Genomic DNA, 24,683 nt, shown 5'->3' on the forward strand with positions numbered 1-24,683 from the left:
CGCACGCCTGCGCAGATGCAGCGCATGAGATCCAGGATCGCGCGTTGCGCGTGGAATCTCGCCTTGGCGGCCGCACCGCCCTGCTCGACGGAGGATTGCCCATGCCAGCGGCCATCGAAGACTATGCCCTGATCGGGAATTGCGAAACGGCCGCACTGGTCAGCCGCAGAGGCAGCCTGGACTGGCTATGCCTGCCGCGCTTCGACGCGCCGGCCTGCCTGGCCGCGCTGCTGGGGACCCGCGAGCAAGGCCGCTGGCGCCTGGCCCCGGCCGCGCCGGGCGCCAGCATGCGGCAGCACTATCATCCCGGCAGCCTGGTACTGGAAACGGTCTTCGATCAAGGCGATGGCGAAGCCGCCTTGATCGACTTCATGCCGCTGCGCCGGAACGGTACGCCGCACGGTACGCGTTCCGATGTGATCCGCATCGTGCGCGGCCTGCGCGGCACGGTACGCATGCGGATGGACCTGACCTTGCGCTTCGACTACGGCGCCACCGTTCCCTGGGTCACACGGCTTGCGCACGAACCGGGCCTGCAAGCCGTAGCCGGCCCGGACATGGTGATATTGCGCACGCCGATACCGCTGCAAGGCCGGGGGCTGGCCACCATTGGCGAATTCTCCGTCGAGGCCGGCCAGGACGTACCGTTCCTCTTCACCTGTTCGCCCTCGCACCTGGCCTTGCCCGTCGCGCTCGATGCGCTGCGCGAGCTTGAACGGACGGATCGCTGGTGGCAGCGCTGGTCCGACCGCTGTACGGTCGGCGGAATCTGGCAGGAACCCGTCCGTCGTTCGCTGCTCACGCTCAAGGCGCTGACGTACCGTCCGACCGGAGGCGTGGTCGCGGCACCGACCACTTCCCTGCCGGAAGTGCCCGGCGGCGTGCGTAACTGGGACTACCGCTACTGCTGGTTGCGCGATGCCACGCGCACCTTGCTGGCGCTGATGTCCGCCGGCTACTACGAGGAAGCCGAGGCCTGGCGCAACTGGCTGACCCGTACCGTGGCCGGCAGCCCTGGCCAGGCTCAGATCATGTATGGCCTCGGCGGCGAGCGCCATCTGTGGGAGAGGGAACTGGACTGGCTTCCCGGTTACCGCGGCGCGCGCCCGGTGCGGGTGGGCAATCTTGCCGCGACCCAGCTCCAGCTGGACGTGTATGGCGAAGTCATGGATGCCCTGTACCACGCACGGCTGGGCGGCCTGCGCCACGACCCGGCCTCCTGGGCACTGCAGCGAGCGCTGATCGGCCATCTGGAATCGATCTGGACGCTACCGGACCAGGGAATCTGGGAAGTACGCAGCGGCGGTCATCCTTTCACCTTCTCCAAGGCCATGGCCTGGGTGGCACTGGACCGGGCCATCAAGACCGTGGAGATGCACGACTGGCCAGGCCCGGTGTCCCGCTGGCGTGCGCTGCGGGCGGCGATCCGGTCCGACGTTCTCGCCCACGGATACAATGCCGCGCGCCGCTGCTTCGTCCAATGCTACGGCGGCGACGCCACCGACGCCAGCCTGCTGCTGCTGCCGATGCTGGGCTTCATCGAGGGCGACGACCCCCGCATGCTCGGCACCATCGAGGCGGTCGAACGGGACCTGATGGCGCACGGCCTGGTGCGCCGCTATACCAGTGAGGCGGCGCCGGACGGTCTGCCGGGAGACGAGGGAGCCTTCCTGGCCTGCAGCTTCTGGCTGGCCGATGCCTATGCCCTGGCCGGGCGCCTGCAACAGGCGCGCGAGCTGTTCGAACGCATGCTCCGCTTGTGCAACGGGGTGGGCCTGCTGGCCGAAGAGTTCGATCCGCGCAGGCGCCATATGGCTGGAAACTTTCCGCAGGCCTTGTCGCACATCGCCTTGGTCAATACGGCGCTCCTGCTCGACAGGCTGGGCGCATCGTCTTGACCCCTGCACGGCGGCTCCGGTGGCACTGGCGAATCGGCCACGGCCGGCGCAATGGTGCCACGCGTGCCCCGGCAGCGGCACCCTGCCAGCTTCGATCCGCCTCGAACTCCATCGGCGGCCTTGCGCCCATGTCCCGACTTCCAGCGTCAGGCAATAACGCCTTGACGCTTCACAACTAGCGCCCGTACCGCCCCACGATGCTCATGGCGCTGAGCGTATGGCCCTTGAGGGCCGCGAACAGCTCATCCCGGGTCAACCCGGGCGGCAACGCATCGGGCTCCAGCCTGGTCGCGATCACGGTGATCGTGTAATGGTGCGGCAGGTCGCCGACGGTCGGGCATGGGCCGCGATACGCGGCTTCGTCGCCGACGTTCTTGCCGAGCGTGATGCCATGTCCGCCGCCCTTGCCATCGCCCTCCTTCAACTGCCCGCGTTCCGGTGCGACGTTGTAGGCAACCCAGTGCGAGACGCCCATCCCGCCCGCGCCATCGGGATCCCACATCATGATGGCCAGGGACCTGGTACCGGCTGGCAGGTTGGCCCAGGACAACTGGGGCGAGACCCCCTTGCCGCCACAGGCAGCGCCGCCGCTGTCGGCGCCGTCATTGGCATAGCGGGAGGCGATGGTGCCCGCGTCGGCAAACGACGTGGAAGATATCTGCATGCCGGCCGCGTGGGCGGTGGCGCCGCCCAGCAGGAGCAGCGCGCCGGCGACCGGCGCGCAGAGATGTCTGGTGAGTATCATGCGTATCCTCCGGTGAGGTGCGGACGCTGCGGGCAAGGCGTGCGATCCCGCCGCGGCGGCTGCATGCCCGCAGCGCGCGACGACGGCAGCGCAGACGGCATGGCCATTTTCGCTTGCAGCGCAATCATGCGTTGGACCCTTTGGCCCAAGGGAAAATCCCGATCGCAGCGTATCGCAGACGCCCATCGCCCGGGGGCGCACCAGCGTGGCATCGTCGCCCCGCCACGGGATGTGACGCAGCGGCCGGCTACTCGCACCGTGGGCGCGCAAGGCGCCCCGGGGCCATTCATCCGGCCAGGCCCTTGTTCGGGTTGATCAGGAACTTCTCCCCCGTCGCGCGCTTGTTGTAGACGGCGATGACGTCCAGGTCCAGCACCTCGGCCAGCGAGATCTCCTTCGAGTAGTGGCTGGCAAAGGTGGTCTTCAGTTCCGCCACCACGCGTTGCTTCAGCGCGTTGGCCCGCTCGCGCCCGATCTTCTGCAGGAACGGGAACAGCAGCCAGCCGCCCATGCCCCAGGCCATGCCGAAGTTGCGGCTGAACTCGGTCGGGCTGGTGTCCAGGCCGCCGTAGAGGTAGACCTGCTTGTGGGTGGTCGAGCCATAGCGGCTGTACTCTCTGGCCGTCCTGTTCAAGGCCGCTTCCATGCAGGTGAGGATCTGGCCGCCGAGCTTGCCGCCGCCCGTGGCATCGAAGGCGGTGGTCGCGCCCGTGGCGACGAGTGCCTCGGTGAGGTCCTGCATGAAGGTGGGCGACGCGGCGTTGCAGACGTAGACCGCACCTTGCGCCTTGAGCAGGTCCGCCTGCTCCTGCTTGCGCACGATGTTCACCAGCTGGATGCCATCCTTGAGACAGATCCGGTTGAGCATCTGGCCCAGGTTGGAGGCCGCGGCGGTGTGCACCAGGGCGCTATGCCCCTCGAGCCGCATGGTCTCGACCATGCCCAGCGCGGTGAGCGGGTTGACGAATGACGACGCGCCATCCGCCGCCGTGGCGCCTTCGGGCAGGACCAGGCACTGGTCGACGGGAACGCAGCGGTACTGCGAGTACATCGCACCGCCGATGGCGGCCACGGTCTTGCCGATCAAGGCTTGCGCCGCAGGGGACGAGCCGGCCTCGACGACCACGCCCGCGCCCTCGTTGCCAACCGGCATGGAGGCATCCAGGCGGCCCGCCATGCTGCGCATCGCGGCTTCCGGCACGCGCGCGGTGACGACGGGGCGCTCGGCCGTGCCGCTGGCCTTGGCCGTGCTCATGTCGGCTGCACCGAACAGCAGGCCCAGATCCGACGGGTTGAGGGGTGAGGCTTCCATGCGGATGAGCACTTCATCCGGGCCGGGCTGCGGCACGTCGATGCTGTCCAGCGACAGCTGGAGTTCGCCGCTGCGCTGGATCTGCGAACGAAGTTGAAGTGCGGTGGGCATTCGATGTCTCCTTGGCCTGTCGGTTTGTGGTGAACGGGGCGGCAGCGGGGGCTGTCTTCGCCGGCAGTCAGCAATGTAGCAAGTTCCGGCAAACCCCGTACTGGGCCGGAAAATCAGGCCATGCGTCAGCCGACAGGCCCTCATGCACCGCACTGATAGTGGGAATAGTGGGGATAGTGGTGGATCGATCGATCCGCCGGCGGTCAGCCGTCCGGCCATCCCCCCCCCCGAGAACGTTGCCGCAGCACAGGTGCTTGTGTTCGCCACCTCTCCGGCTAGACTGGAAAGTACGGACGAAGGCTGCCTGTGCGGCAGCCGGCCCTCGCGCATCGTGCTTCGCGCCTCGCGCGGCTGGCCGACGAGCGCGCGGGCCGCTCCGGCAAGGAGACGGCATGGAGCGCTCCATGGCGAGACTCGAACAAGGCGTTGCATCCAGACTGGCGCGGAGCATGGCGGCCGGCGCGGTCATGCTCGCGGCGGCCGCCTTCGTCGCGTCGGCCGATGCCCAGCCCGTCGTCACAGGGCCGCTCAGCATCAACGGGTCGCTCCTCGTCCTCGGGCCGGTGACCGTCGATGGCTCGCTGACGGTGGCCGGGGACATCTATGCGCGCGGCCCGGTCACGGCGGCATGGATCGAACGGATTCCTCGCGGCGAACCCGCTGCACGCAGGTTCTGGGGCGACAACACGATTCGCGGCCCGCTGACCGTGCACGGTCCGCTGGTCGTGCACGGCGATCTGGAGGCGCATGGCCCGATCACCGTCGATGGCCCCATCGGGGCCGTCGGACGCGTGGGCGCGGAGGGCCCGGTTACCGAGCGCCGCTGAATGCGCGCCGGGCGGAGCGTCTGCGGGTCTGCACCGTTCCTCAGGGGACACCCGGGCGAGACCCGCCGTGCGGCCGCCTGCAGTCGAGTTTCTTGGTTGCTGGACGAACCTCGTCAAACGACCACGACGGAATCGAGACTCGTCGTCGCATCCGCAGGCACCGGTCAAGCTGTCGAGGCCTTCACACGCCGCGCCAGGTCGGCAAGGCGTACCTGCGCGAGGCGCCGCAGCAGGGCCTCCTCCGCCGCACCCAGCGCATCCTCGAGGACCTGATTGACAGCGGATTCCACCGGGCAGGCCGGATTGTCATTCGCCGCACCGAGCGCGAACGCACTCTTATGCGCGATCGCGGCATAGATGTCCCGCACCGTCAGTTCGCCGAGCCCACGGCAAAGAGCCCAGCCCCCCTTCGGGCCGGCAATCGACTCGACATAACCGGCTTCGCGCAGCGCCGCCATGGTGCGCCGAACCAGTGACGGCTGGGTGTGCAGCATTTGGGCGATCGTGTCGGAGGTGGTCATACCGCCGCGCAGGTGCATATGAATGAGCACGTGCAGAAGCCGGGCCAGCCGCGTATCTCGTTGCATTCTCTTGAGGTAGTGGATCCGTGACATTTGATGTTACGATTTCGCGTGAGATTAAGCAAACTATCGGAGCGTGATCGTGCCGGCATTCACCCAGTCCTTGATCGAAACCAACGGCGTCCGCCTGCACGTTGCCTCCCAGGGCGCCGGGCCGCTGGTACTGCTGCTCCACGGGTTCCCCGAGACGTCGTACGCGTGGCGGCATCAGCTGGCGGCCTTGTCCAATGCCGGATTCCACGCCGTTGCCCCCGATCTGCGCGGCTACGGCGCCAGCGACTGTCCGATGAACCCACAGCAGTACTCGACCCTGGACATCGTCGGCGACCTCGTGGGAATCCTGGACACGCTCGGACAAGCCAACGCGACGGTGGTCGGCAACGATTGGGGGGCAACCGTCGCCTGGCAAGCCGCACAACTGCGCCCCGATCGCTTCCGCGCCGTTGCGGCGCTCGGCGTCCCCATGATGGCCCGGGCCCCGCTGGCGCCAAGCCGGCTTTTTCCGCTGACCGGGCAGGCGTGGTTCTACACGCATTACTTTGCCCAGGCTGGGCAGGCCGAGCGCGAGTTCGAGCAGGATGTCGCCACTACCCTGCGAAGGATCTATTTCTGGGCATCGGGCGAGGCCGGTCCGCGCGACGCCCAGACCCCCAATCCCTTCGGACTGGTTGCGCGCGGGGCGGGGCTCCTCGATGCCCTGCCCGACCCCGCCTCGCTACCCGGCTGGCTCGACGGCGCTGACTTCGATGCCTTGGTGAGCGCGTTCCAGGCGTCCGGGTTTCGCGGCGGCCTGAGCTATTACCGTAACCTGGATCGGAACTGGGATCTGCAAGCGGCCTTCAACGGCCTGCTCGTCCAGGTTCCTGCCCTGTATCTTGTCGGCGAGCGGGACCCCGGCCTGGCGATTCCGGGCATGCGCGACATCATCGGCGCCATGCCGAAGCTCGTCCCCGATCTGCGCGATTCCCGCATCATTCCGCGCGCGGGCCACTGGCTGCAGCAGGAAGCCCCCGGCCATGTCAACGACGCCTTGATCGCGTTCCTGCGCAGTCTGTAGCAGCCGCTCGCCGCGGATGGAAACGGGAGTGATGCCGGCCTGGCGCTTGATGCCTGCAGGTGCACCGGCCAGACAGGCAGCCCGCCGCAGCCGCTTCAGGCCTGTGGCACCAGCCTTCCTCGCCGGGCCTTCGCCGTGCCATCTTGCAGGACCCTCACCACATCGGGACCCCGGGCAAAGTCCTCCCGGATCGATCGACCCAGTGCGAGCGCGGCAGCAGAAGCCGGGCCACCGGCGACATGAAGATGGATCGCGAAGGCCGGCAGCTCCGGCAGCCCGCATTCCGGCGCCAGGATGTCGAACTCCGACGGCACGGTTGAAGCCAGGGATGCCGTCACGGCGAGATCGGCCCGCACCGTGGCGGCGGTCGCGTCGATGCTGCCGCTCTCGAACACGGTCCGCCAGGGCCGTCCACACTTGCGCAGCGCATCGAGCACCGCCGGCCGGAACACGCACGCTTCGTCGACCAGGGAAACCGGCAGCCGGCTCCTGCGGAAAGCGGTGCCCCCTCTTGCCCCGACCCATACCAGGCGCTCCACGGCCAGGCATTCGCCGCGCGCGGCCCCAGGTAGCTCCTCGACCAGCGCGATGTCGACCTCCCCCCGCTTGAGGGTTCTCAGCAATTCCGTCGACGTGGCGCAGACAAGGGTCAGTTCGACGCGGGGATGATCCAGCGAAAACCCCTTCAGGATCGGACCGAGCCTGGCAGCAACGAGATCCTGCGGCGCGCCCAGGCGCACTGATCCTTCAATCGTGCCTCCCTTCATCTCGTCCCGCAGCGCGTCATGGACCGCCAGCAGGTGCCGGGACGGGCCGAGCCATCGCTCCCCCTCCGTGGTGAGGCGCAAGGCACGATGATCCCGCGCGAATAGCGGACCGGCCTGCGCTTCGAGCCGCCCGATCTGCTGGCTGATGGCGCCTTGCGTCAAGTGCAGCATGCGGCCAGCGGCTGTCATGCTGCCGTGGTCGGCCACGGCAACGAAGGCCCGAAGCAGGGCGATGTCGAGGTTGCGTGTCATTTCATCATTAGAGAGCCTAATGGAAAGCATCAGACAGTTTCGCTTTCGTAATGCCAAGTATGCGCGTAAAAAGAGGATTCCGAACAGCAGAAAGAGGCCATCCCGTGCCGATCCGAGACTACCTGCCATTGCTCGTCTTCGTCATGGTCGCCACCGCCACGCCGGGTGGCGCCACGACGCTGGCAACGGCATCGGGAGCCCATTTCGGCTATCGGCGCTCCTTGCCCTACATGACCGGCATCGCGGCCGGACTCGGCTCGATGGCGGCGGCGGCCGCCGCCGGCCTGGGCGCCGTCATGCTCGCCAGCCCGGCCCTGCAGATGGCCCTGAAGCTGGTCGGCTCGATCTATCTCGTCTGGCTGGCCTGGCGCATCGGACGCAGTTCATCTCCCCATGTCGGCTCGCCGCTACGCAAACCGGCCGGCTTCGCCAGCGGCGTCTGGATGCTCTGGCACAACCCCAAAGGCTGGACCATGACGCTCGGCGCCGCGGCCTCGTTCGCGACCATGGCCCACAGTCCGCTGCAACTCGGCGCGCTGCTCGGGCTTTCCTTCGCCGCGGCCGCCATGGTTTCGCTCTCGCTATGGTGCTGGGCAGGCCAGGCCTTCGCCCGCCTCCTGCGCAGCGAAGCGCAATGGCGTTGTCTCAACGGGACCTTGGCGCTGCTCCTTGCGCTGTCGATCGTCGCGATGTGGCTGCCCTAGACAGGGATCACGTGGGCTCCAATGGCGGCGGTAGGCACGCAGCGGACCTTGGCGCACCATCGGGATGCGCGCAGGCGGTAAGATGGGCGCTCCCTCCCCTCCATTGGAAATCCCACGATGCAAGTACTGGTTGACGCAGACGCCTGCCCGGTTGTCGTCAAGGAAATGCTGTACCGGGCCGCGCAGCGTGTCGAAGTGCCCGTCACGCTGGTCGCCAACAAGTATCTGCGCACGCCGCCTTCCCGCTTTATCAAGGCACTGCAGGTGCCGGCGGGATTCGACGCCGCCGATGACCGCATCGTCGAACTGGCCGGCAGCGGCGACCTCGTGATCACCGCGGATATCCCCCTGGCCGCCGCCGCCCTCGACAAGGGCGCCCACGTGCTCGACCCGAGAGGCACCTGGTTCAGCCGCGAGAACATCCAGGAGCGCCTGACCATGCGCGAGGTGATGGACCAGCTGCGCGCCTCGGGCATCGATACCGGCGGCCCGGCCCCCTACACCCCACAGGATGGCAAGGCCTTCGCCAGCCAGCTGGACCGCTTCCTGGCACGCCGCACGCCGCCAGGGTCGCCCGCCTGAGGCGTGGCTGGCACCGCCATGCGAGCGTGGGCCGGCTCGCATGGCGGTGCGATCGACGGTTGCTTGCCGGCCGGCTACAGTCCGCCGGAGCGTTGGGCCAGGACGAAAACCAGGACGTCGTCCATTGCCTGCCTCGCCCAGGAGAAAGCAGATCTCCGGGACCGCCAATGGCGCAGATCGAGCGAGCAATGGCGCCGTTTGCATGCCGGAATCGACCCGCGATCCCTGGTGAAGCGGTTCGCGATGTTGCGGGCCAGCCGCCCGGTGAACGCCCTCGTCAGAACGGTGCGTCTTGCGTCAGGGCTGAGGAGCTTTTCCCGATGCGCGGGGCTGGCACCTGACTCGTCGCACGCCAGGAATGCCGTTCCGATCTGGACACCCTGCGCCCCGAGCGCCAGCGCGGCCACGATGCCGCGGCCATCCGCCACGCCGCCGGCGGCGATGACGGGAATCTTGACGCGATCGGCAATCTGCGGCACCAGGGCGAAGACGCCGGTCAGGGATGCCTCGGGAGTACGCAGGAACGAGCCCCGATGGCCGCCGGCCTCGAAGCCGCTGGCAACGATGCAATCCAAACCCGCCGCCTCCAGCAGGATCGCTTCGTCCACGGTGGTCGCCGTGCCCACGGTGACGATATTCCGCCGCTGGCACGCGCGCAGGATCGCGGGAGACGGGAGGCCGAAGACGAAGCTCAGTACTGGCGGCCGCGCCTCGAGAACGGCTTCGATCTGCTGCGCGTAGTCGTGGCCGAAACGGGTCGGGAGAGCGGGGATGGCAGCGCCGAGCTCCCGATAGTAGGGGCGCAGCGGCGCAAGGAAGCGATCGAAGGCAGCGGCATCGAGCACGGGATCGCGGTCGGATTCGGGAATCCACAGATTGAAGGCAAAGGGCTGATCGGTGGCCGCGCGGATCTTGCTCGCGAGGTCCTGGATGGCATCCGGGGCTGTCGTATGCAGACCATACGATCCCAGCCCACCGGCGTTCGAGACGGCCGCCACAAGCGCGACGGACGACAGCCCGCCGCCGAATGGGCCCTGGATGATCGGATAGCGGATGGCGAGCTTCCGGCTGACATCGGTTTCATTCCACATGATCGGGTTTCCCGGGCATCAGAGATCGGAAGCCGCACGCACGGGCCGACGGGCACGTTGGCGCAGGTAGATGTTGTTCAAGACCAGCGCGGCACCGGTCATGCACGCCCCGGCAATCTGCATATCGGTCGGCACGATGCCTTCCATGGCCGATACGAGAAAGGTCGTGATCGGCACGACATCCATGAACAGGACGCCGTTCAGCGGCGTGAGGATGCGGTTGCCGAGATTCCAGCAGAGAATGCCGACGAATCCGGCGACGGGTCCCATGTAGAGAAGATGGGGCAGGATGGCGAGCAGGTCGGCCTTGCCGGGGACGGGAATGACGTGCCGGGCCAACAGGACGCCGTTGATCGAGACGATGCTCAGAAGCCCGAGCCCGGTGGTGATGGTCGTGTATTTCAAGGCCGACCAGCGGGTGAAGAAGCTCGCGCTGAAGGTGTAGATCACCCAGCACAGGGCGCCGAGCACGATGAGCACGTTCGCGGCGTAGCTCTGCGGTTCGCCGAGAAGGCCGGCGATATCGCCTTTGGTGACAACCAGGATCACGCCGCAGAAGGACAGCAGGATAAACAGCAGCGAAAAGCGCGGCGGCAGAACGCGCCGGCCGATCGAGTTCACGACCAGGCCGAGCATCGGTTGGGTCGCCATCATGATCGAGGCAGTCAGGGCGCCATCCCTGCCGGCAATCTGCTGGCCGAGGAACACCAGAAAGCCGAAGCCGGCGAAGCCCACCGTCCCCAGGAACCAGGCCAGCAGCATCGACTGCCCGTCGGCGTGGAGCGCGGAGCGTCCCTCGGTCGAGACCAGCAGTACAAGGAATGCCATGCCGGCCGTCAAATAGCGCAGCGACGTGAAGGTGAACGGATCGATCCGCGTCAGCGCGCTGGACATGACGGGAAACATGATCCCGAAGGAGAGCGTCGCGACAACGCAGCACAGCACGCCTTTGGCATAGCCGCCGGAGGGCAGGCGGGACGCTCCTTGCCGCCTTGCGGAATCTGTTCCCGCCGACGGCGGGCGGGAAGCCAGGCGCCCGGGGCTGGCAGCGGCTGCGACGGTTTCCGATGGTTCCACGGACATGGGATTTTCTACCTCCTCGTATCGGGAGAGCGTCGGCCGGCTGGCTCGCTCCTCCATTGCTCGGATGGTAGGAGTTCCCTATCATTAAGAAAATTGGATATTTCTTATCGAACAGTTTCGAAGAACTGAACTATGATCCGGCCCAATCTCGACATGGATATCCTGCGCACCCTGGTGGCCGCACAGGACCTCGGCAGCTTCAATCGCGCAGCCGACCACATCGGCCGCTCGCAGTCGGCGGTGAGCCAGCAGATCCGCAAGCTCGAGGAACAGATCGGCGAGCCCTTGTTCCGCAAGGAGGGACGGGGGCTCGCACCGACCGAAGCGGGAGACGTGATCCTCAGCTACGCGCGGCGGATTCTCGACCTGAACGACGAGGCGGTCTCGGCCGTGCGCGGGATGTCGGTCGCGGGTGCGGTGCGCTTCGGCGTGCCGAGCGATCTCGCCGAGACGTGGCTGCCGAAGGTGCTGGGTCAGTTCAAGCGGGCCCACCCCGCCGTCCTGATCGAGGCCATCGTAGAACGCAATGCGCTGCTGCTCGAACGCCTGGACAAGGGCCAGCTCGACCTTGCCCTGGCGTTCGGCGGGGACGCGCGGCACGACGGCGAGCTGCTTGCCACCTTGCCGATGACCTGGATCGGTCCTGCCGCGGGCCAGGCGGAGTTCAAGCCTGGACAGCCGTTGTCGCTGGTCGTGTATGCGGCCCCCTGCTTCTTCCGCCAGGCCTGCATCGAGGCGCTCGACAAGGCGGGAGTCGCCTGGCACACCGCTTTCACCAGCTCCAGCCTCCATGGGCTCTGGGCCGCTGTCGACGCAGGCCTGGGCATTACCTTGCGCACGGCGCTGGGGCTGCCGCGCTCGTTGACCGTACTGGACGCAAGCTCCGGCCTTCCGCCCGTTCCGACCATACGACTGGCCCTGCATGACGCAGGCCGCGCGCTATCGCCCGCCGCCGAGCGGCTGAAGACCATCCTGGTCCAGACGTTGTCCGAGAGCCTGCCGCCTCCCGGCTATTGAATGCCAGAGGCGCTGGCGTCGGTGAAGGATCCCGCCGCGCCGGTCCGGAACGGGCCGACGGCGATCCCCCGTCAGAACGGCCAGAAGAAGAAGTGCCGCTGCTGCTTGCGCGGATGGGTCACGCGCGGCGGCCGAGACTCCGGCCCGAGCCGCGCGCCCGCGTCGATCACCCGCGCGCGCAGCGCCATGTCGTAGAAGGCGCCAACCATCGGCAGGGCGCTGTGCGCGCCCTGCCCCCAGTAGTCGCCGAGCGTCACGCGTCCATCGTCGAATCCCACCCAGGCGCCCGCGACCAGTTGCGGATGCATCAGGATGAACCAGCTATCCGCATTGTCCTGCGTCGTGCCGGTCTTGCCGGCCACATCCGCGTAGATCCGGAAGCGCGACCGGATGCCGTTGCCCGTGCCACGGCTGATCACGTCGCGCATGACGTCGACGAGCACCTGGGCCGCACCGGCAGGCAGCGCCCGTTCGGGCACGGCGCTCGGGAATTCGGCGAGCACCTGGCCGTCATGATTCTCGATGCGCGTGACCATGCGCGGTTCAATATAGGCGCCGCGGTTCGCGATGGTGCTGTACGCCGAGACCATTTCCTTCAGCGTGACCGGGCTCGTGCCGAGCGCGAGCGACGGTACGGCTTCGAGCGAACTCTCGCGCACGCCCATCGCGCGCGCGAGCTGCGCGACCTTCTCGGGGCGCTCCTTCTGCATGAGCTGGGCGGTGATGCGATTGCGCGAGTAAGCCAGCGCGTCACGCAGCGTCATCGGCCGGCCGCTGGGCGGTTCCGCGTCGGCCGGCCGCCAGACCGCATGCCCGCTCAATGGAATGGCGACATCCCGGTCGACGAAGGTATCGCTCGGCCGTGCGCCATCCGCGAAGGCCGCGCCGTAGAGGAAGGGCTTGAAGGTCGAACCGGGCTGGCGCCGGGCCTGTTGCACATGATCGAACGGCACTTCGCGGAAATCGCGGCTGCCGACCCAGGCCTTGATGTCGCCGTTGCGCGGATCGATCGCGACGAAGCCCGCCTGGACCTGCGTCTTGCTCCGGCACAGCGCGCGGACGAATGCAGGATTCGCCGCGAGCCTCCTCAGCGCGGCCTGGTCCGTCTGCCCCCCGTCGCGCGCGGCGCGGTACTCCGCCGTCTGCCGCATGAAGGCCTGGAACAGCTCATTGCCCGGCCAGCATCCCGTCCGCTCATCCCACGCCTCGTTGGCGATCGCTTGCAACTGATTGGTCTGCCAGGCCATCGCCTGCGTGGCCATCCCCTGCAGGCGGGAATCGATGGTGGTGCGCACCACCAGTCCGTCGGCATAGATGTTGTAGCCGTTCCGCCCGGCCCATGCGCTCAACCACTTGCGCAGTTGGGCCGAGAAATGCGGGGCGACGCCCGGTGGTGCGCTCTGCGGCTCGAAATCGACGTTGAGTGGTTGCCGCACCAGCCATGCGTAGCCACCGGGCTTGAGCTTGCCGTACTTGTCCATCTGCCCCAGCACCGTATTGCGCCGCTGCAAGGCGCGCTCGGGATTCAGCACGGGGTTGTAGGTGCTGTTGGCCTTCAGCATGCCGACCAGGGTCGCGCTTTCGAGAACGTCGAGCCGATCGGCGGATTTGCCGAAGTAGGTGCGTGCGGCCATTTCCACGCCGTAGGCGTTGTACAGGAACGGCACCGTGTTCAGGTAGGTCTCGAGGATCTGGTCCTTGCTGTACACGGATTCGATCTTGAACGCCGTGATCGCTTCCTTGAGCTTGCGCGTGAGGGTCGGCGCGCGGCCGATCTCGTCCGGATACAGGTTGCGAGCCAGCTGCTGGGTGATCGATGAGCCGCCCTGCCGGTCGCCCGAGAACGTATGCAATGCTGCCGACGCGGTACGCCTCCAGTCGATGCCATGGTGCTCGTAGAAGCGGCGGTCCTCGGTCGCGACCAAGGCGTCGACCATATAGGGTGAGATCCGCCTGAGCGGCACCCACTCGCGATTGACCGGCTTGAACTGGTCGAGCAGCCGGCCGTCGGCCGACACAATCAACGCCGGCCGGTCGATGCGGGCCTTGCGGATGTCGCCCATGCCCGGCGTGTACGGCACGAGCGCCAGCACGAACGCCACGAACAGCGCTGGCACGGCAAGGAGTGCAAGCACGATGCCGCGCCGCGTCGGGTGACGCAGGCGGCGCAGTGCGCTGCTGACAGCACGCCCGGCCGCTGCGCTGCCGGCGGCGAGCAACGGCCGGATGCGGGCGAGCAAGCGGGCGCAGTGCTCTCGAAGCAACGATACATAGCGGCTATTCACTGGGGCGGGGGCGCTGGCGGAAAGGGCCGGATCGTACCAAAGCGCAAGCGCGTTGCCGTTGTCAGGTTGCGACTGCAGCGCGCCGCATTTACAGACGATTACATTTGTTTCGCGTTGACAACAAGAGGCGAGCCTTATGCCGCAGGACTTCTTTTTTTCCGCAAGAAGCGCGGCCGGTTCAACGCTTGCCGACCCGGTCGCGGAGCGTCCCCGCGCTGGTGTCGAACGTCCTCAATAGATGCCCGCCGACCTCAATGCATCGACGGCCATGTGCATGCCCAGCACACCCAGGACAAGGCCCATCGCCCAGCGTTGGGCCAGCAGGAGTCCCGGGCGGCGCGACAGGAGCGTCGCCATGCTGCCGGAGCAGACCGCCACCAGGCCATTGACCGTGGCGAACACGACGATCAGCGACGATCCCAGCGCCAGCGATTGCCTGAGAACGCTGCCGTTCTGATAGTCGATGAACTGCGGCAGCAGGGACAGGAAGATCATCGCGAGCTTGGGATTCAACAGACTGGTCGTTGCCCCCATCACCAGCAGCCGGCGCGGCCGTTCGCGCGGCAGGTCGCGCACCTCCAGGGGAGAGCGGCCACCCGGCTTCACGGCCTGCCACGCCAGATAGAACAGATAGAGCGCGCCCACGGCACCCAAGGCACTGCCCGCATAAGGCACGCCGAGGAAGAACGCCGTGATGCCGAACGCGGCCCCGAACATATAGAAGAGATATCCGAACATGACGCCCGCGAGCGATATCATCCCCGCCATGCGGCCTTGCGCGATCGAGCGCGACATCACGTAGACCATGTTCGGCCCAGGGGTTACAGCGAGCATTCCGGCAACCGCCAGGAATCCGTAGATCGACGCCGTACTATGCATTTTCGTGGGCTCATCCAAGTGATCGTCGCTGCTAGTATCCGGCTGCCATACACTCCAGTAAAACGAATTAAACTGAACCCATTACTCAGCTTTTCTGATCAAAATGAAGAAGCTCGACCTGGACGTGCTTGAGATGCTGGTGGCGGTTGCCGAGACGGGTTCGTTCGCGCGCGGGGCAGAGTCCGTGCATCGGTCGCCGTCGGCAGTGAGCATGCAGATCAAGGGACTTGAAGAAGCGCTGGGAAAACCGCTCTTCGTGCGAAGCACCCGCAATGTCGCGATTACCGCGGAGGGCAAGACGCTATTGGACTATGGCCGCCGAATGCTGGCGATGCGAGAGGAAGCCTGGGCGTCGATCGTGCGTCCGGAGATCAAGGGCCGCGTCACCATCGGCGTTCCCGACGACTACGCCTCGTCGTTGCTGCCACAGGTCCTGGGCAAGTTCGCGGTCGCTCATCCGCGCGTCGAGATCCGGGTGATCGGCCTGCCCAGCAGCGCGCTCGTTCCCTTGCTCAAGGACAACACGCTGGACCTGGCCTGCATCACGAAAGCGAAGGGCATTGCGGGAGAGTTCATCCGGTACGAGCCGATGGTGTGGGCCGGGTCGCCGGCAAGAAAAGTGTGGCAGGAGCGCCCGCTTCCACTCGCTGTGTTCGCACAGGGCAGTACTGCACGCGCCAATGCCATCCATGCGCTGCAGCGGGAGAACATCAGGTTTCGCATGTCCTACGAGAGCCCAAGCCTGTTGGGCGTGCTCAGCATGGTCGAAGCGGGGCTCGCCATCGCGCCGCTGGCGCGATGCAGCGTGCCGGGGCACCTGGTCCAGCTATCGCAGAACGAAGGGCTGCCGCCCCTGGATGATCTCGAGGTCGTTCTGGCCCGCAGCGCCCGCTCCGCACGGCCGCCTTGCGATTTCCTCGCTGAACAGATCCTGGCTGAGATGCGCGTTTGAGCGGCTTGGGCTTCAGCGATGCGCCGAGATCCCGTGGTAGCGTAAGCGTTGCTTGGTCCGCCCGACTGCGAACGCACCACGAACGCCCCACGAACGCACCACGAACGCACCACGCACACGCCAGCCCCCCCAACGTAGAACAACCGTGAGAATCCACATGACGCCAATGAGACAAGCCGAACACGCCCCCCAGGCGTTTCAGACCGCCTGGAACAGCCATGACATGGAGTCCCTCGGAGCGTTGTTCCACGAGGATGCGACGTTCGTAAACCGGTTCGGGCACTACGTGCGCGGCGTGGCGGCAATTATCGAAATGCATGCGCCCATCCATGCCACCATCTACAGCGATTCCACGCTGGAGAACGAGCTGATCGACGTGGTCGCCATCCATGACGACGCGGCCGTCGTGCACTTCTGGAGCCGGCTCACGGTCGGCACCGCGCATCCGGCGGGTCCGCACGCGGTCGACACGCTGATCCTCGCCGTGCTGACGCGCAAGGCTGGCACGTGGCGGATCCAGGCGCTCGAGAACGTCACCCTGACGAATCCCCGTACGGGAGAAGCTATCTTGAGAGATAGCCGAGGTCTCTGATCGAACACCTGGATGTTGGCGCGCGGCTGGCCGGCAGTGCATGCCGCCGGCGGTACCTCATCTTGCGCCCATCGAGCGTTGTCCCGGCTCCAGAAGGCCGAAAGGCGGCCACTAGCCGGCCACTAGCCGGCCACGCGCATCGTTCGGTCCGCCACCATCGGCCGGCCATGTGTTCCCCCGCTCGCTTGCGCGATGGCATGGATGAGCTATTGCTTGTTCATACATCCCCCTCTTGGAGCAAGGTCATGGATGAACCCAGCGCATTGCAAGCCACCGTGGACCATCTGGTGCAAGCGGGTAAGGGCCTGCTGGCCGCGGACGAAAGCGGGCCGACGATCGCCAAGCGGTTCCAGCGCATCGGCGTGGAATCGAACGAGGAGAGCCGGCGGGCGTGGCGCACCCTGCTCTTGTCGACACCCGGCCTTGGCGAATTCATCAGCGGAGTGATCCTCTACGAGGAGACACTGGGCCAGTGCGCCGACGATGGCACGCCGCTGCCGGAACTGGCCGCGCGCCAGGGCATCGTGCCTGGCATCAAGGTGGACAAGGGCAAGCTCGCGCTCGCCCGTGCCCCCGGGGACGAGATCACCGAAGGCCTCGACGGGCTGGCCAGGCGGCTGGCCGGTTATCGCCAGCAAGGTGCGCGCTTCGCCAAGTGGCGCGCGGTATTCAATGTGTCGGACCAGCTGCCCGGCCGGCTCGCCATCGAGGCCAATGCGCAGGCGCTGGCCAGCTATGCCGCGATCTGCCAGGAGTCTGGCATCGTGCCCATCGTCGAACCCGAGGTGCTGATGGATGGCGCACACTCCATGGCCCGCTGCGCCGACGTCACCGAGTGCGTGCTGCACGAGGTCTTCCACGCCTTGCACCGGCATGCGGTGACGCTCGAACATATGCTGCTGAAGCCCAGCATGGTGCTCCCCGGCAAGGAGGCGGCACCGGCCGCTCCGGCCGAGGTTGCCGCGCAGACCGTGCAGGTGCTCAGGCGCACGGTGCCGGCGGCGGTGCCGGGCATCTTCTTCCTCTCCGGCGGCCAGACGCCGACCGAGGCCACCGCCAATCTCGATGCCATGAACCGGCTCGGCCCGATGCCCTGGCGCCTGAGTTTCTCCTACGGACGCGCCTTGCAGGAGCCGCCGCTGCTGGCCTGGCACGGCGAGGCCGCGAATGCCGCGCCAGCGCAACGGGCGCTGCTGCTGCGCGCAAGGCTGAATGGCATGGCGTGCTTGGGGCAGTACCAGCCGGCGCTGGAGGAGGGAGCGGGCTGAGCGTACGACGGGCAAGGCCTCCGGGAGGCGCCCCGGCCATCCATCCGGACGGCGGGGTTCCTATGCCGCCGGCGGGCGGCTCGCCTTCGGCGGCATCACTCCGGCGGCACTGTGCCTGCGGTTGCACGGCGGTGCCGGGGCGAGGAGGCGGGTCAGGAATGCCCGGGGGAACGCCGCCGGAACAGGTGACCGGCGAGTTCGCGCACCGCGGCGCAAAGCATGTGCTACGTGCTCGGATGACGGGCACGCTCGTCCCGCGCGGAGGCCTGGCGATGTGCCCGCGTGGCAGATCCGAACGCGACCAGGCTGAGCAGCGCCAAGGCCCAGGCACAGATCATGCCGTACCGCATCACAAGGTCGAAGCCGTGTACGAGCGCTGCACGAACGATGACGCCGTGCGGATCGGCAATCGCAAGCTCCGCGCCATGCTGCGTGAGTTGCGCAATACTGCCTGCGGCGACCTTTTCCGCGAGCCAGCGCAGCGGCGTGGTTTCGCCAATGCCAGGAAGCGCGTGCGCAAGATAGGACAGCACGCCTTCGAGGAGTATGAAACCCATCAGCGCGATATTGATGGCCAGGCTGATCATTCTCGCGCTCATATCGATGCCTGAAGCCATGCCCGCGCGGTTCGGCGACACGGCGCCCGTCGCGGTATTGGTGACCGGCGTATTGGTCAGACCCAGCCCCGTTCCGCACAACAGGCAACCCGGCAGCATCGTGAGCCAACTGGCCTGCTCCATGCCGGCGCCGAACCTCATCAGCAGGAAACCGAGACCGATGGTGAACATGCCAAGCGGAATGACCCTGCGCGCGTCGAACCTGAGAGCGAGCCGCTCGGCAAGCGGCGGGACGACCAGCGTCGGCAGCGTGTAAGCGAGCAGTGACAGTCCGGTATTCACACTGGTATAACCGAGCGCGCCTTGAAAATAGATCGGCAGGTAGATCATGAACGGCCAGTAGCTGAAGTTCATGCCCACCGACCCGCACAGCGCCCCCGAGAACGGGCGGATCCGGAAGACGGAAAAATCGAACATCGGCCGGGGACTGCGCTTCTCGACAAAGATGAACACGATGAAACTCAGCACCGTCGCCGCGACAATGCTTAACGCGGCGGGGCTGCCCAAGCCGAGATCCGGTCCTTGCGTAATGAAGTAGACAAGGCCGAAGCACGACAAAGAGAGCGTGAGGATGCCGGCAACGTCGAGGTATTGCGCATGGGGGTCGCGCGACTCCCGCACGCCGGCGAAGACGAGACCCAGTGCCACGATCGAGATCAGTGCGTGGACGAGAAAGACCCATTGCCAGTTGGCGACCGCGACGATCATGCCTCCGATGATCGGGCCGAAGCCGAGGCCGATGCCGAAGATGATTCCCCAGACGCCAAACGCCCGGCTGCGTTCACGTCCCTCCTGAAACTGATGCGAGAGCACCGCCACCTGGCAGATCAGCATCGCTCCGCCGCCCATTCCTTGAAAAAAGCGGCTGACGATCAGGACAGGCGCGCTTTGCGCGAGCCCGCAGATCAGGGAGGTGACGGCGAACATCACGATGCTGGCCACATAGATACGTTTGCGTCCGAATCGGTCCGCCAGCGCCCCGGTCGCCATCAGCACGGTGGTGCATGCAAGCGTGTAGGCGTTCATGATCCATTGGATCTCCTTGAAATCCGCGCGCAGCACGCTTTCCAGGATGGGGAGTACCGTCGGGACACTGGATATCTCGAGGCCGAACATCAACGAAGTCAAGCAGACTGCGGCCAGCGCGAGGGCGTTTCTTGGCGGGTGGGAAAGTGTCATGGATATCGCAGTGGAATGCGTTTGCGTTTGCGTTTGCGTTTGCGTTTGCGTTTGCGTTTGCGTGAACACGTCCGGTGTACACGCCGGGAGCGGCCCGATCAGCATCTCGTCGGATGTACTATATCGGGAATAAATTTCCCCATTGACGCAAATAATTCCCATGAATTACTCCCACGAGGCCCCAATGTGATGGACAAACTGGATGGCGTGGCGGTCTTTGTGCAGGTCGTCGAAGCCGGCAGCTTTACGCTTGCAGCCGAGCGCATGCGGCTGACGCGCTCGGCCATTGGCAAGGTGATTGCGCGGCTCGAGGGTCGCCTTGGCGTGCGCCTGCTCCAGCGCACGACGCGCAGCCAGACACTGACGGAGGCCGGGCAGGCCTATTACGATCGATGCGTCCGGGCGCTGGCCGAACTGGAAGCCGCCGAGGTGGAACTCGAGAGCGGACACAGCGAGCCGCGCGGCCGCCTGCGGGTCAGCGTGCCGCTCGCGTTCGGCCACCATTGCGTCGCGCCGGTGCTGTTCGGGCTCGCACGCAAGCACCCCGATCTCCAGATCGATATCTCGTTTACAGACCGGGCAGTGGATCTCGTCGAAGAGAACATCGATCTTGCGGTGCGCATCGGCGCATTGCGTGACAGCACGAGCCTGGCGGCACGCCGCCTCGGGGTCCAGGACCTGAGCATCGGAGCCGCGCCGTCGTATCTGGCGCGGCATGGCACGCCTGTCGCGATCGATGAATTCGAGGGGCATGCGGGGATCGCTTACTCGCGCGCCGGCGTGATGTCGCCATGGCGCGTGCTCGACACGGACGGCATGGAGCGGGAGTTGCTGGTCAAGCCGCAATTGAGCCTGGACGATATCCAGGCGATTGCCGGGGCAGGCGTCGCCGGGCTGGGGCTCGTGCAGTTGCCGTGCTGGTTGCTGACGCGATATGTGGCGGCAGGTGAGCTCATCGCCGTGAGGGAGCGCTGCGGCGTGCGACTGCAGGAAATCCATGCGGTGTGGCCGAAGACACCCTATCTGCCGTTGAAGACCCGTTGTGCGATCGATGCACTGGTTGCCGAGATTCCGCTGATGAACCTCGGCTGACCTCGGCTGACCTCGGCTGAGGGCAAGGCTCGCCAGCGCCGGTACGTGAGCGCAAGTCGAGTGCCGGCAGTACACCTGCGACGCGGCGTACAAGGTCGATGTCGCGAGCGCGGCCCGGCCAGCCGGCCAGAAACAAACCTACACTCATCCATAGACTCATCCCCATCCGTGCCCCCCGGATTCTGGCCGCCACACTGGTCCGCCGAATCATTGAGACCGGAGGTGAAGGACATGTCATGCGGGAATCGGCGCCAGGCACCGAGCGCAGCCATGGCCCGGCGCTGGCGAGCCATGGCAACGACGCGATCAGCCCGCACGGCATGGCAGGCAGCGACCGATTTCAGGGATCCAGTGGACCAGGTCGGCCGGGGCGCGGGCGGGCCTATCCGCTCCCCAAGCGAGTTCCTCTTCACGCCGCGCATCGCGGCAAAGGAGATGCCATGGAAAAGCCTCTCGCCACCACGGCCCTGTTCATCGCGGGCTTCGGCCCCATCGTCCAGGATGCCCGGGCAAGCCGGGACCTCTACTGCCGGACCCTCGCCATCCCGTTCCGGGAAGAGCACGGCGGCTATCTCCATACGGAGCGCCTGGCAGGCGCTAACACCTTTGCCTTGTGGCCACTCTCCCAGGCGGCGCAATCGTGCTTCGGCGCGGAGGAGTGGCCCGGCGACGTGCCCATCCCGCAAGCCTGGATCGAGTTCGACGTCGAGCGCGTCGAAGCGGCGACGGCGGAACTCGAATCGCGAGGGTATCGGCTGCTGGTCAGGAACCGGCAGGAACCATGGGGCCAGACCGTCAGCCGTTTCATCGGACCGGAAGGGTTGCTGGTGGGCATCACCTTTACACCGACGATGCGGGCAGCCGGGTGATCGGCGCCGGGCGCGGCATGGCAGCGCGCGCTCACGGATGCGGCCGGGATGCGGCCGGGATGCGGCCGGCCCGGCCCCGCCTCTGCCGTTTCCGCCCCGCACCGCCGGTACCATCCCGCCGCCGGATCGGGAACACCACTGGCGCAAGCCCCGGCTTCGCCGTGGGTCCGGCCCCCGGGCCCGGCCCGTCAACACCCATAGCCCGCATCTATATATTTATTGAATTTTTCAACTTCACTCATCAGGCAGGCTCCTCGATACTCGTCCCCAGCCGCCGCTCAGAGCGGCATCCTTCCTATCGAGGAGACCACGCGATGATCCGCAGCGCCGCCGCAAGCCGGTTCCCCGGCATGGCCCGTTCCGCCAGCCATGCCTCCCCCGAAACCTGCAGGCGCCGTGGCTGGCCGCTGGCGGTCGCTGCGGTGCTGTCCGTGGCCTGCGGGACGTTCTCGTCGGCCCTGCAGGCCGAGAACGCCTATCCGTCCAGGCCCGTGCGCATCGTCTGGCCCTTCTCGGCCGGCGGCGACGTCGATGGCGTGCTGCGCGCGATGGCCCAGGTCCTGCAGCAGTCGACCGGACAGGCTTACGTGGTAGAGAACAAGACCGGCGCCGCCGGCGTGCTGGCGATGCAGGCCACGCTGTCGGCGCCGGCGGATGGCTACACGCTGCTGGCCGCGCCGGTCGGGGTCATGGCGGTCGCGCCGCAGGTACGCAAGTCGCCGATCGATCCCTTGACGGCGTTCGCGCCGGTCTGCCGTTTCGCCGAGACCTCCGGCTATGTCTTCGTCGGCAACCATGTCAAGGCCAGGACCTTCAAGGAGCTGATCGACTATGCGAAGGCCAATCCCGGCAAGCTGAGCTATGGCAGCGGCGGCATCGGCACGCAGCTCCACCTGACCGGCACGATGGTCGAGCGCACCTACGGCATCAAGCTGCTGCACGTGCCCTACAAGGGCGCCTCCGACAGCGTGGCGGACATCCTCGCGGGCCGCCTCGATATCATGTTCGACCCGACGCTGATCCCCTATGCCAAGAGCGGCAAGGTCCGCCCGCTCGCCTACCTGTCGCCCAAGGCGCCGGAAGACTTCCCCAACGTGCCGAACCGCGACCAGGCCGGCCTGCCCGCCATGCCCGGAGCCTGGTTCGGGCTGTTCGTGCCGAAGGACACGCCGCAGCCGGTCATCGACAAGGCGGCGCAGGAATGCGAGAAGGTACTGCAGAGCAAGGACCTGCTGGAGCGCATGAAGACCTTCGCGATGTGGCCGTCCTACGCCGGCCCCAAGGCGTTCGGCGAGCTTTACCAGCGGGACTACAAGACCTTCGGCGAGATCATCCGCAGCGCCGGCATCAGCCTCGAGTGACGGCCGGCGGGCGATGGCCGGGCGGCCGCCCGTCCGCCCCCCGCGCCTGCACCGCCTCCAGCCCGCCGCCGTGCGGGCCGCATCGCTTCCGCAAGGATCTTCCCCATGACCCAGGCAGATTGCCCAGCCCCCTCCTATCGCTTCGTCTACACGACGCCGGACGACCCGCTCGCCGAACCGCTGCTGGCCGGGCTGAGCGAGGAATACGCGAGCCGCTACCGGGAGCTGGCGGCGCAGCGCACCGAACCGCACGAGATGGAAAAGTACGCGCCGGCATTGTTTTCCCCCGCTGCGGGCGGCAACTTCCTGCTGCTGCTCGACCAGGGCCAGGCGATCGCCGGTGGCGCCTTCAAGCGCCATGCGGATGCGGACACCGCGGAGATCAAGCGGGTATGGACCCACCCGCAACGCCGGCGCCAGGGGCTGGCCGCGCGCGTGATGCACGAGCTGGAACGGCAGGCCGCGCGGCAAGGCTACCGCCACCTCTACCTGACCACCGGCTCACGGCAGCCCGAGGCCATCCAGCTCTACCTGAATCTCGGCTATACGGCCCTGGAAGACCTGGCGGCCGTCACCACGGTCCGCATCGGCCTGCCCTTCGTCAAGCGCCTCCCCGCTGCGGATGCGGCGCACGCCGGTGCGGCCGCGGCTCAGGCCTGGATCGGCGAGCGCGCATAGCCGTCGAGCAGGATCTGCCGGAAGCGCTGCGCGGCCGGCGACAGTTCGCGCCCGGCAAGGCTGACCAGCGAGATCGGACGGGCCACCTGCGGATCGACCAGCGGGCGGCAGACCAGGTCCTCGCCGGCCATCAGTTGCGCGGACAGGCCGGACATGATGCCCAGCCCCAGTCCGGCCCTGACCAGCCCGGCGGCGGTCACCAGTTGCCCCACCCGGTAGGTGCGCTGCAGGCGCAGGTCGGCCTGGTACAGGAGCTGGTCGAAGTAAACGCTCATCGGGCCTTTGGCGTTGAGGGCCACGATCGGCTCGCGCACCAGGTCGGCACAGCGGATCGCCGCCGCGGCCGCCATCGGATGCGCGGCCGGCAACAGCACGGCGATGGTCTGGGTGCCGATGGCGACGGGCTCGAGCTCCGCGTCGGCCGCCACCTGCGTGATCAGGGCCAGGTCCAGGCGATGGCTCTTCAGCAGGTCGACCGAGCACTCGGTACGCAGGTCATGGATTTCCAGTTCGATGTTCGGGCAGGCCTGGCGGAACTCCGCGATCGCCTGCTGCAGGACCTCGGAGCCGAACAGCACCGGCAACGCCCCGAAGCGCACCCGTCCACGCCCCCCGACCAGGAATTGCTTCAGGTCGTGCTGCGCGCGCTCGACCTCGTCCAGCACCCGCTTGGCGATGGCGAGGAACTCCTCGCCGACCGGCGTCATGGCCACGTTGCGCGTATCGCGGTCGAACAGCTTGGCCTCGACCAGCCCTTCCAGCGTGCGGATGGTGGCGCTCAAGGTGGGCTGCGTCACATGCAGCCGCGTCGCCGAGGTACTGAAGCTGCGGGTTTCCGCCACCGACACGAAGGCACGCAGTTGGGACAGGCTGAATTTCATCGA

23 protein-coding genes are annotated in these 24,683 nt (G+C 67.0%); 13 read left to right on the forward strand and 10 right to left on the reverse strand.

Annotated features, from left to right (window positions below):
- The first annotated feature begins 101 nt into the window (after positions 1-101).
- A complete protein-coding gene (locus tag BKK80_RS30340) occupies positions 102-1,898 on the forward strand; it encodes a glycoside hydrolase family 15 protein (protein ID WP_071018923.1) in 1,797 nt (598 codons plus the stop codon).
- A 175-nt stretch (positions 1,899-2,073) separates the two neighbouring features.
- On the opposite strand, the gene BKK80_RS30345 is transcribed toward BKK80_RS30340, so the two are convergent.
- Both BKK80_RS30345 and BKK80_RS30350 read right to left on the reverse strand, forming a co-directional pair.
- The gene (locus BKK80_RS30345) at positions 2,074-2,643 is read right to left on the reverse strand and encodes a YbhB/YbcL family Raf kinase inhibitor-like protein (RefSeq protein WP_071038666.1); all 570 of its coding nucleotides are present in this window, start codon (positions 2,641-2,643) and stop codon (positions 2,074-2,076) included.
- Between the two features lie 286 nt (positions 2,644-2,929).
- Positions 2,930-4,066, reverse strand: coding sequence for a zinc-binding dehydrogenase (locus BKK80_RS30350; RefSeq protein ID WP_071072500.1), 1,137 nt, complete (start codon positions 4,064-4,066; stop codon positions 2,930-2,932).
- Positions 4,067-4,458: 392 nt separating this feature from the next.
- On the opposite strand from BKK80_RS30350, the gene BKK80_RS30355 reads away from it, so the two are divergent.
- A complete protein-coding gene (locus tag BKK80_RS30355) occupies positions 4,459-4,893 on the forward strand; it encodes a hypothetical protein (RefSeq protein WP_071072502.1) in 435 nt (144 codons plus the stop codon).
- Between the two features lie 164 nt (positions 4,894-5,057).
- Here BKK80_RS30355 and BKK80_RS30360 read toward each other — a convergent pair whose 3' ends face one another.
- Entirely contained in the window at positions 5,058-5,507 is a 450-nt protein-coding gene (locus BKK80_RS30360) for an Rrf2 family transcriptional regulator (RefSeq protein ID WP_335582962.1), read from the reverse strand.
- A 49-nt stretch (positions 5,508-5,556) separates the two neighbouring features.
- On the opposite strand from BKK80_RS30360, the gene BKK80_RS30365 reads away from it, so the two are divergent.
- Positions 5,557-6,531 carry an alpha/beta fold hydrolase gene (locus tag BKK80_RS30365; RefSeq protein ID WP_157903371.1) on the forward strand — a complete coding sequence of 325 codons (975 nt, stop codon included), beginning with the start codon at positions 5,557-5,559 and terminating at the stop codon, positions 6,529-6,531.
- 95 nt (positions 6,532-6,626) lie between these two features.
- On the opposite strand, the gene BKK80_RS30370 is transcribed toward BKK80_RS30365, so the two are convergent.
- Positions 6,627-7,550: a LysR family transcriptional regulator gene (locus BKK80_RS30370; protein ID WP_071018916.1), complete on the reverse strand. Its 924-nt coding sequence runs from the start codon at positions 7,548-7,550 to the stop codon at positions 6,627-6,629.
- Positions 7,551-7,600: 50 nt separating this feature from the next.
- On the opposite strand from BKK80_RS30370, the gene BKK80_RS30375 reads away from it, so the two are divergent.
- Together BKK80_RS30375 and BKK80_RS30380 are read left to right on the forward strand one after the other, a co-directional pair.
- Positions 7,601-8,254, forward strand: a complete 654-nt coding sequence (locus BKK80_RS30375; protein WP_084545817.1) for a LysE family translocator — start codon at positions 7,601-7,603, stop codon at positions 8,252-8,254.
- A 117-nt stretch (positions 8,255-8,371) separates the two neighbouring features.
- Positions 8,372-8,836 (forward strand): YaiI/YqxD family protein, encoded by a 465-nt coding sequence (locus BKK80_RS30380; RefSeq protein ID WP_071072512.1) that lies wholly within the window; start codon positions 8,372-8,374, stop codon positions 8,834-8,836.
- Positions 8,837-8,910: 74 nt separating this feature from the next.
- Here BKK80_RS30380 and BKK80_RS30385 read toward each other — a convergent pair whose 3' ends face one another.
- The gene (locus tag BKK80_RS30385) at positions 8,911-9,927 is read right to left on the reverse strand and encodes an NAD(P)H-dependent flavin oxidoreductase (RefSeq protein WP_071072514.1); all 1,017 of its coding nucleotides are present in this window, start codon (positions 9,925-9,927) and stop codon (positions 8,911-8,913) included.
- Positions 9,928-9,945: 18 nt separating this feature from the next.
- Positions 9,946-11,010: a DMT family transporter gene (locus BKK80_RS30390; protein ID WP_083384448.1), complete on the reverse strand. Its 1,065-nt coding sequence runs from the start codon at positions 11,008-11,010 to the stop codon at positions 9,946-9,948.
- Positions 11,011-11,142: 132 nt separating this feature from the next.
- Between BKK80_RS30390 and BKK80_RS30395 the strand changes: the two genes are divergently transcribed.
- Positions 11,143-12,027 (forward strand): LysR substrate-binding domain-containing protein, encoded by an 885-nt coding sequence (locus tag BKK80_RS30395; protein ID WP_071072516.1) that lies wholly within the window; start codon positions 11,143-11,145, stop codon positions 12,025-12,027.
- Between the two features lie 71 nt (positions 12,028-12,098).
- On the opposite strand, the gene BKK80_RS30400 is transcribed toward BKK80_RS30395, so the two are convergent.
- Both BKK80_RS30400 and BKK80_RS30405 read right to left on the reverse strand, forming a co-directional pair.
- Positions 12,099-14,267: a penicillin-binding protein 1A gene (locus tag BKK80_RS30400; RefSeq protein WP_418235905.1), complete on the reverse strand. Its 2,169-nt coding sequence runs from the start codon at positions 14,265-14,267 to the stop codon at positions 12,099-12,101.
- Between the two features lie 276 nt (positions 14,268-14,543).
- Positions 14,544-15,191, reverse strand: a complete 648-nt coding sequence (locus BKK80_RS30405; protein ID WP_071018903.1) for a LysE family translocator — start codon at positions 15,189-15,191, stop codon at positions 14,544-14,546.
- Between the two features lie 103 nt (positions 15,192-15,294).
- Between BKK80_RS30405 and BKK80_RS30410 the strand changes: the two genes are divergently transcribed.
- The 3 genes from BKK80_RS30410 (at position 15,295) to BKK80_RS30420 (ending at position 18,003) form a co-directional block, all read left to right on the forward strand.
- Positions 15,295-16,143, forward strand: coding sequence for a LysR substrate-binding domain-containing protein (locus tag BKK80_RS30410; RefSeq protein WP_071038721.1), 849 nt, complete (start codon positions 15,295-15,297; stop codon positions 16,141-16,143).
- 166 nt (positions 16,144-16,309) lie between these two features.
- Complete coding sequence (locus tag BKK80_RS30415) at positions 16,310-16,735, forward strand: SgcJ/EcaC family oxidoreductase (protein ID WP_071040276.1); 426 nt, start codon at positions 16,310-16,312, stop codon at positions 16,733-16,735.
- A gap of 245 nt (positions 16,736-16,980) precedes the next feature.
- Positions 16,981-18,003, forward strand: coding sequence for a class I fructose-bisphosphate aldolase (locus BKK80_RS30420; RefSeq protein WP_071018899.1), 1,023 nt, complete (start codon positions 16,981-16,983; stop codon positions 18,001-18,003).
- Between the two features lie 224 nt (positions 18,004-18,227).
- Here the strand turns inward: BKK80_RS30420 and BKK80_RS30425 are convergent, their stop codons facing one another.
- Positions 18,228-19,799 carry an MFS transporter gene (locus BKK80_RS30425; RefSeq protein WP_071072520.1) on the reverse strand — a complete coding sequence of 524 codons (1,572 nt, stop codon included), beginning with the start codon at positions 19,797-19,799 and terminating at the stop codon, positions 18,228-18,230.
- A 186-nt stretch (positions 19,800-19,985) separates the two neighbouring features.
- Between BKK80_RS30425 and BKK80_RS30430 the strand changes: the two genes are divergently transcribed.
- From BKK80_RS30430 to BKK80_RS30445, 4 genes are all read left to right on the forward strand, one after another.
- Positions 19,986-20,891 carry a LysR family transcriptional regulator gene (locus BKK80_RS30430; protein WP_071018893.1) on the forward strand — a complete coding sequence of 302 codons (906 nt, stop codon included), beginning with the start codon at positions 19,986-19,988 and terminating at the stop codon, positions 20,889-20,891.
- 440 nt (positions 20,892-21,331) lie between these two features.
- A complete protein-coding gene (locus BKK80_RS30435; RefSeq protein WP_071018892.1) occupies positions 21,332-21,760 on the forward strand; it encodes a VOC family protein in 429 nt (142 codons plus the stop codon).
- Between the two features lie 314 nt (positions 21,761-22,074).
- Positions 22,075-23,121, forward strand: coding sequence for a Bug family tripartite tricarboxylate transporter substrate binding protein (locus BKK80_RS30440; protein ID WP_071072522.1), 1,047 nt, complete (start codon positions 22,075-22,077; stop codon positions 23,119-23,121).
- A gap of 105 nt (positions 23,122-23,226) precedes the next feature.
- Positions 23,227-23,799: a GNAT family N-acetyltransferase gene (locus BKK80_RS30445; protein ID WP_071018888.1), complete on the forward strand. Its 573-nt coding sequence runs from the start codon at positions 23,227-23,229 to the stop codon at positions 23,797-23,799.
- Here BKK80_RS30445 and BKK80_RS30450 read toward each other — a convergent pair.
- Entirely contained in the window at positions 23,772-24,680 is a 909-nt protein-coding gene (locus BKK80_RS30450) for a LysR family transcriptional regulator (protein WP_071018886.1), read from the reverse strand. The genes BKK80_RS30445 and BKK80_RS30450 overlap by 28 nt on opposite strands.
- Positions 24,681-24,683: the final 3 nt, after the last annotated feature.

The organism is Cupriavidus malaysiensis, from assembly GCF_001854325.1.
In the GTDB taxonomy this organism is placed as follows: domain Bacteria; phylum Pseudomonadota; class Gammaproteobacteria; order Burkholderiales; family Burkholderiaceae; genus Cupriavidus; species Cupriavidus malaysiensis.

What these genes read in the sequence shown, in the direction of transcription:
- BKK80_RS30340 (WP_071018923.1), top strand. Translation starts at nt 102, where the DNA reads ATGCCAGCGGCCATCGAAGACTATGCCCTGATCGGGAATTGCGAAACG.
- BKK80_RS30345 (WP_071038666.1), bottom strand. Translation starts at nt 2,643, where the DNA reads ATGATACTCACCAGACATCTCTGCGCGCCGGTCGCCGGCGCGCTGCTC.
- BKK80_RS30350 (WP_071072500.1), bottom strand. Translation starts at nt 4,066, where the DNA reads ATGCCCACCGCACTTCAACTTCGTTCGCAGATCCAGCGCAGCGGCGAA.
- BKK80_RS30355 (WP_071072502.1), top strand. Translation starts at nt 4,459, where the DNA reads ATGGAGCGCTCCATGGCGAGACTCGAACAAGGCGTTGCATCCAGACTG.
- BKK80_RS30360 (WP_335582962.1), bottom strand. Translation starts at nt 5,507, where the DNA reads ATGTCACGGATCCACTACCTCAAGAGAATGCAACGAGATACGCGGCTG.
- BKK80_RS30370 (WP_071018916.1), bottom strand. Translation starts at nt 7,550, where the DNA reads ATGACACGCAACCTCGACATCGCCCTGCTTCGGGCCTTCGTTGCCGTG.
- BKK80_RS30375 (WP_084545817.1), top strand. Translation starts at nt 7,601, where the DNA reads ATGCCAAGTATGCGCGTAAAAAGAGGATTCCGAACAGCAGAAAGAGGC.
- BKK80_RS30380 (WP_071072512.1), top strand. Translation starts at nt 8,372, where the DNA reads ATGCAAGTACTGGTTGACGCAGACGCCTGCCCGGTTGTCGTCAAGGAA.
- BKK80_RS30385 (WP_071072514.1), bottom strand. Translation starts at nt 9,927, where the DNA reads ATGTGGAATGAAACCGATGTCAGCCGGAAGCTCGCCATCCGCTATCCG.
- BKK80_RS30390 (WP_083384448.1), bottom strand. Translation starts at nt 11,010, where the DNA reads ATGTCCGTGGAACCATCGGAAACCGTCGCAGCCGCTGCCAGCCCCGGG.
- BKK80_RS30395 (WP_071072516.1), top strand. Translation starts at nt 11,143, where the DNA reads ATGATCCGGCCCAATCTCGACATGGATATCCTGCGCACCCTGGTGGCC.
- BKK80_RS30405 (WP_071018903.1), bottom strand. Translation starts at nt 15,191, where the DNA reads ATGCATAGTACGGCGTCGATCTACGGATTCCTGGCGGTTGCCGGAATG.
- BKK80_RS30410 (WP_071038721.1), top strand. Translation starts at nt 15,295, where the DNA reads ATGAAGAAGCTCGACCTGGACGTGCTTGAGATGCTGGTGGCGGTTGCC.
- BKK80_RS30415 (WP_071040276.1), top strand. Translation starts at nt 16,310, where the DNA reads ATGAGACAAGCCGAACACGCCCCCCAGGCGTTTCAGACCGCCTGGAAC.
- BKK80_RS30420 (WP_071018899.1), top strand. Translation starts at nt 16,981, where the DNA reads ATGGATGAACCCAGCGCATTGCAAGCCACCGTGGACCATCTGGTGCAA.
- BKK80_RS30425 (WP_071072520.1), bottom strand. Translation starts at nt 19,799, where the DNA reads ATGACACTTTCCCACCCGCCAAGAAACGCCCTCGCGCTGGCCGCAGTC.
- BKK80_RS30435 (WP_071018892.1), top strand. Translation starts at nt 21,332, where the DNA reads ATGGAAAAGCCTCTCGCCACCACGGCCCTGTTCATCGCGGGCTTCGGC.
- BKK80_RS30440 (WP_071072522.1), top strand. Translation starts at nt 22,075, where the DNA reads ATGATCCGCAGCGCCGCCGCAAGCCGGTTCCCCGGCATGGCCCGTTCC.
- BKK80_RS30445 (WP_071018888.1), top strand. Translation starts at nt 23,227, where the DNA reads ATGACCCAGGCAGATTGCCCAGCCCCCTCCTATCGCTTCGTCTACACG.
- BKK80_RS30450 (WP_071018886.1), bottom strand. Translation starts at nt 24,680, where the DNA reads ATGAAATTCAGCCTGTCCCAACTGCGTGCCTTCGTGTCGGTGGCGGAA.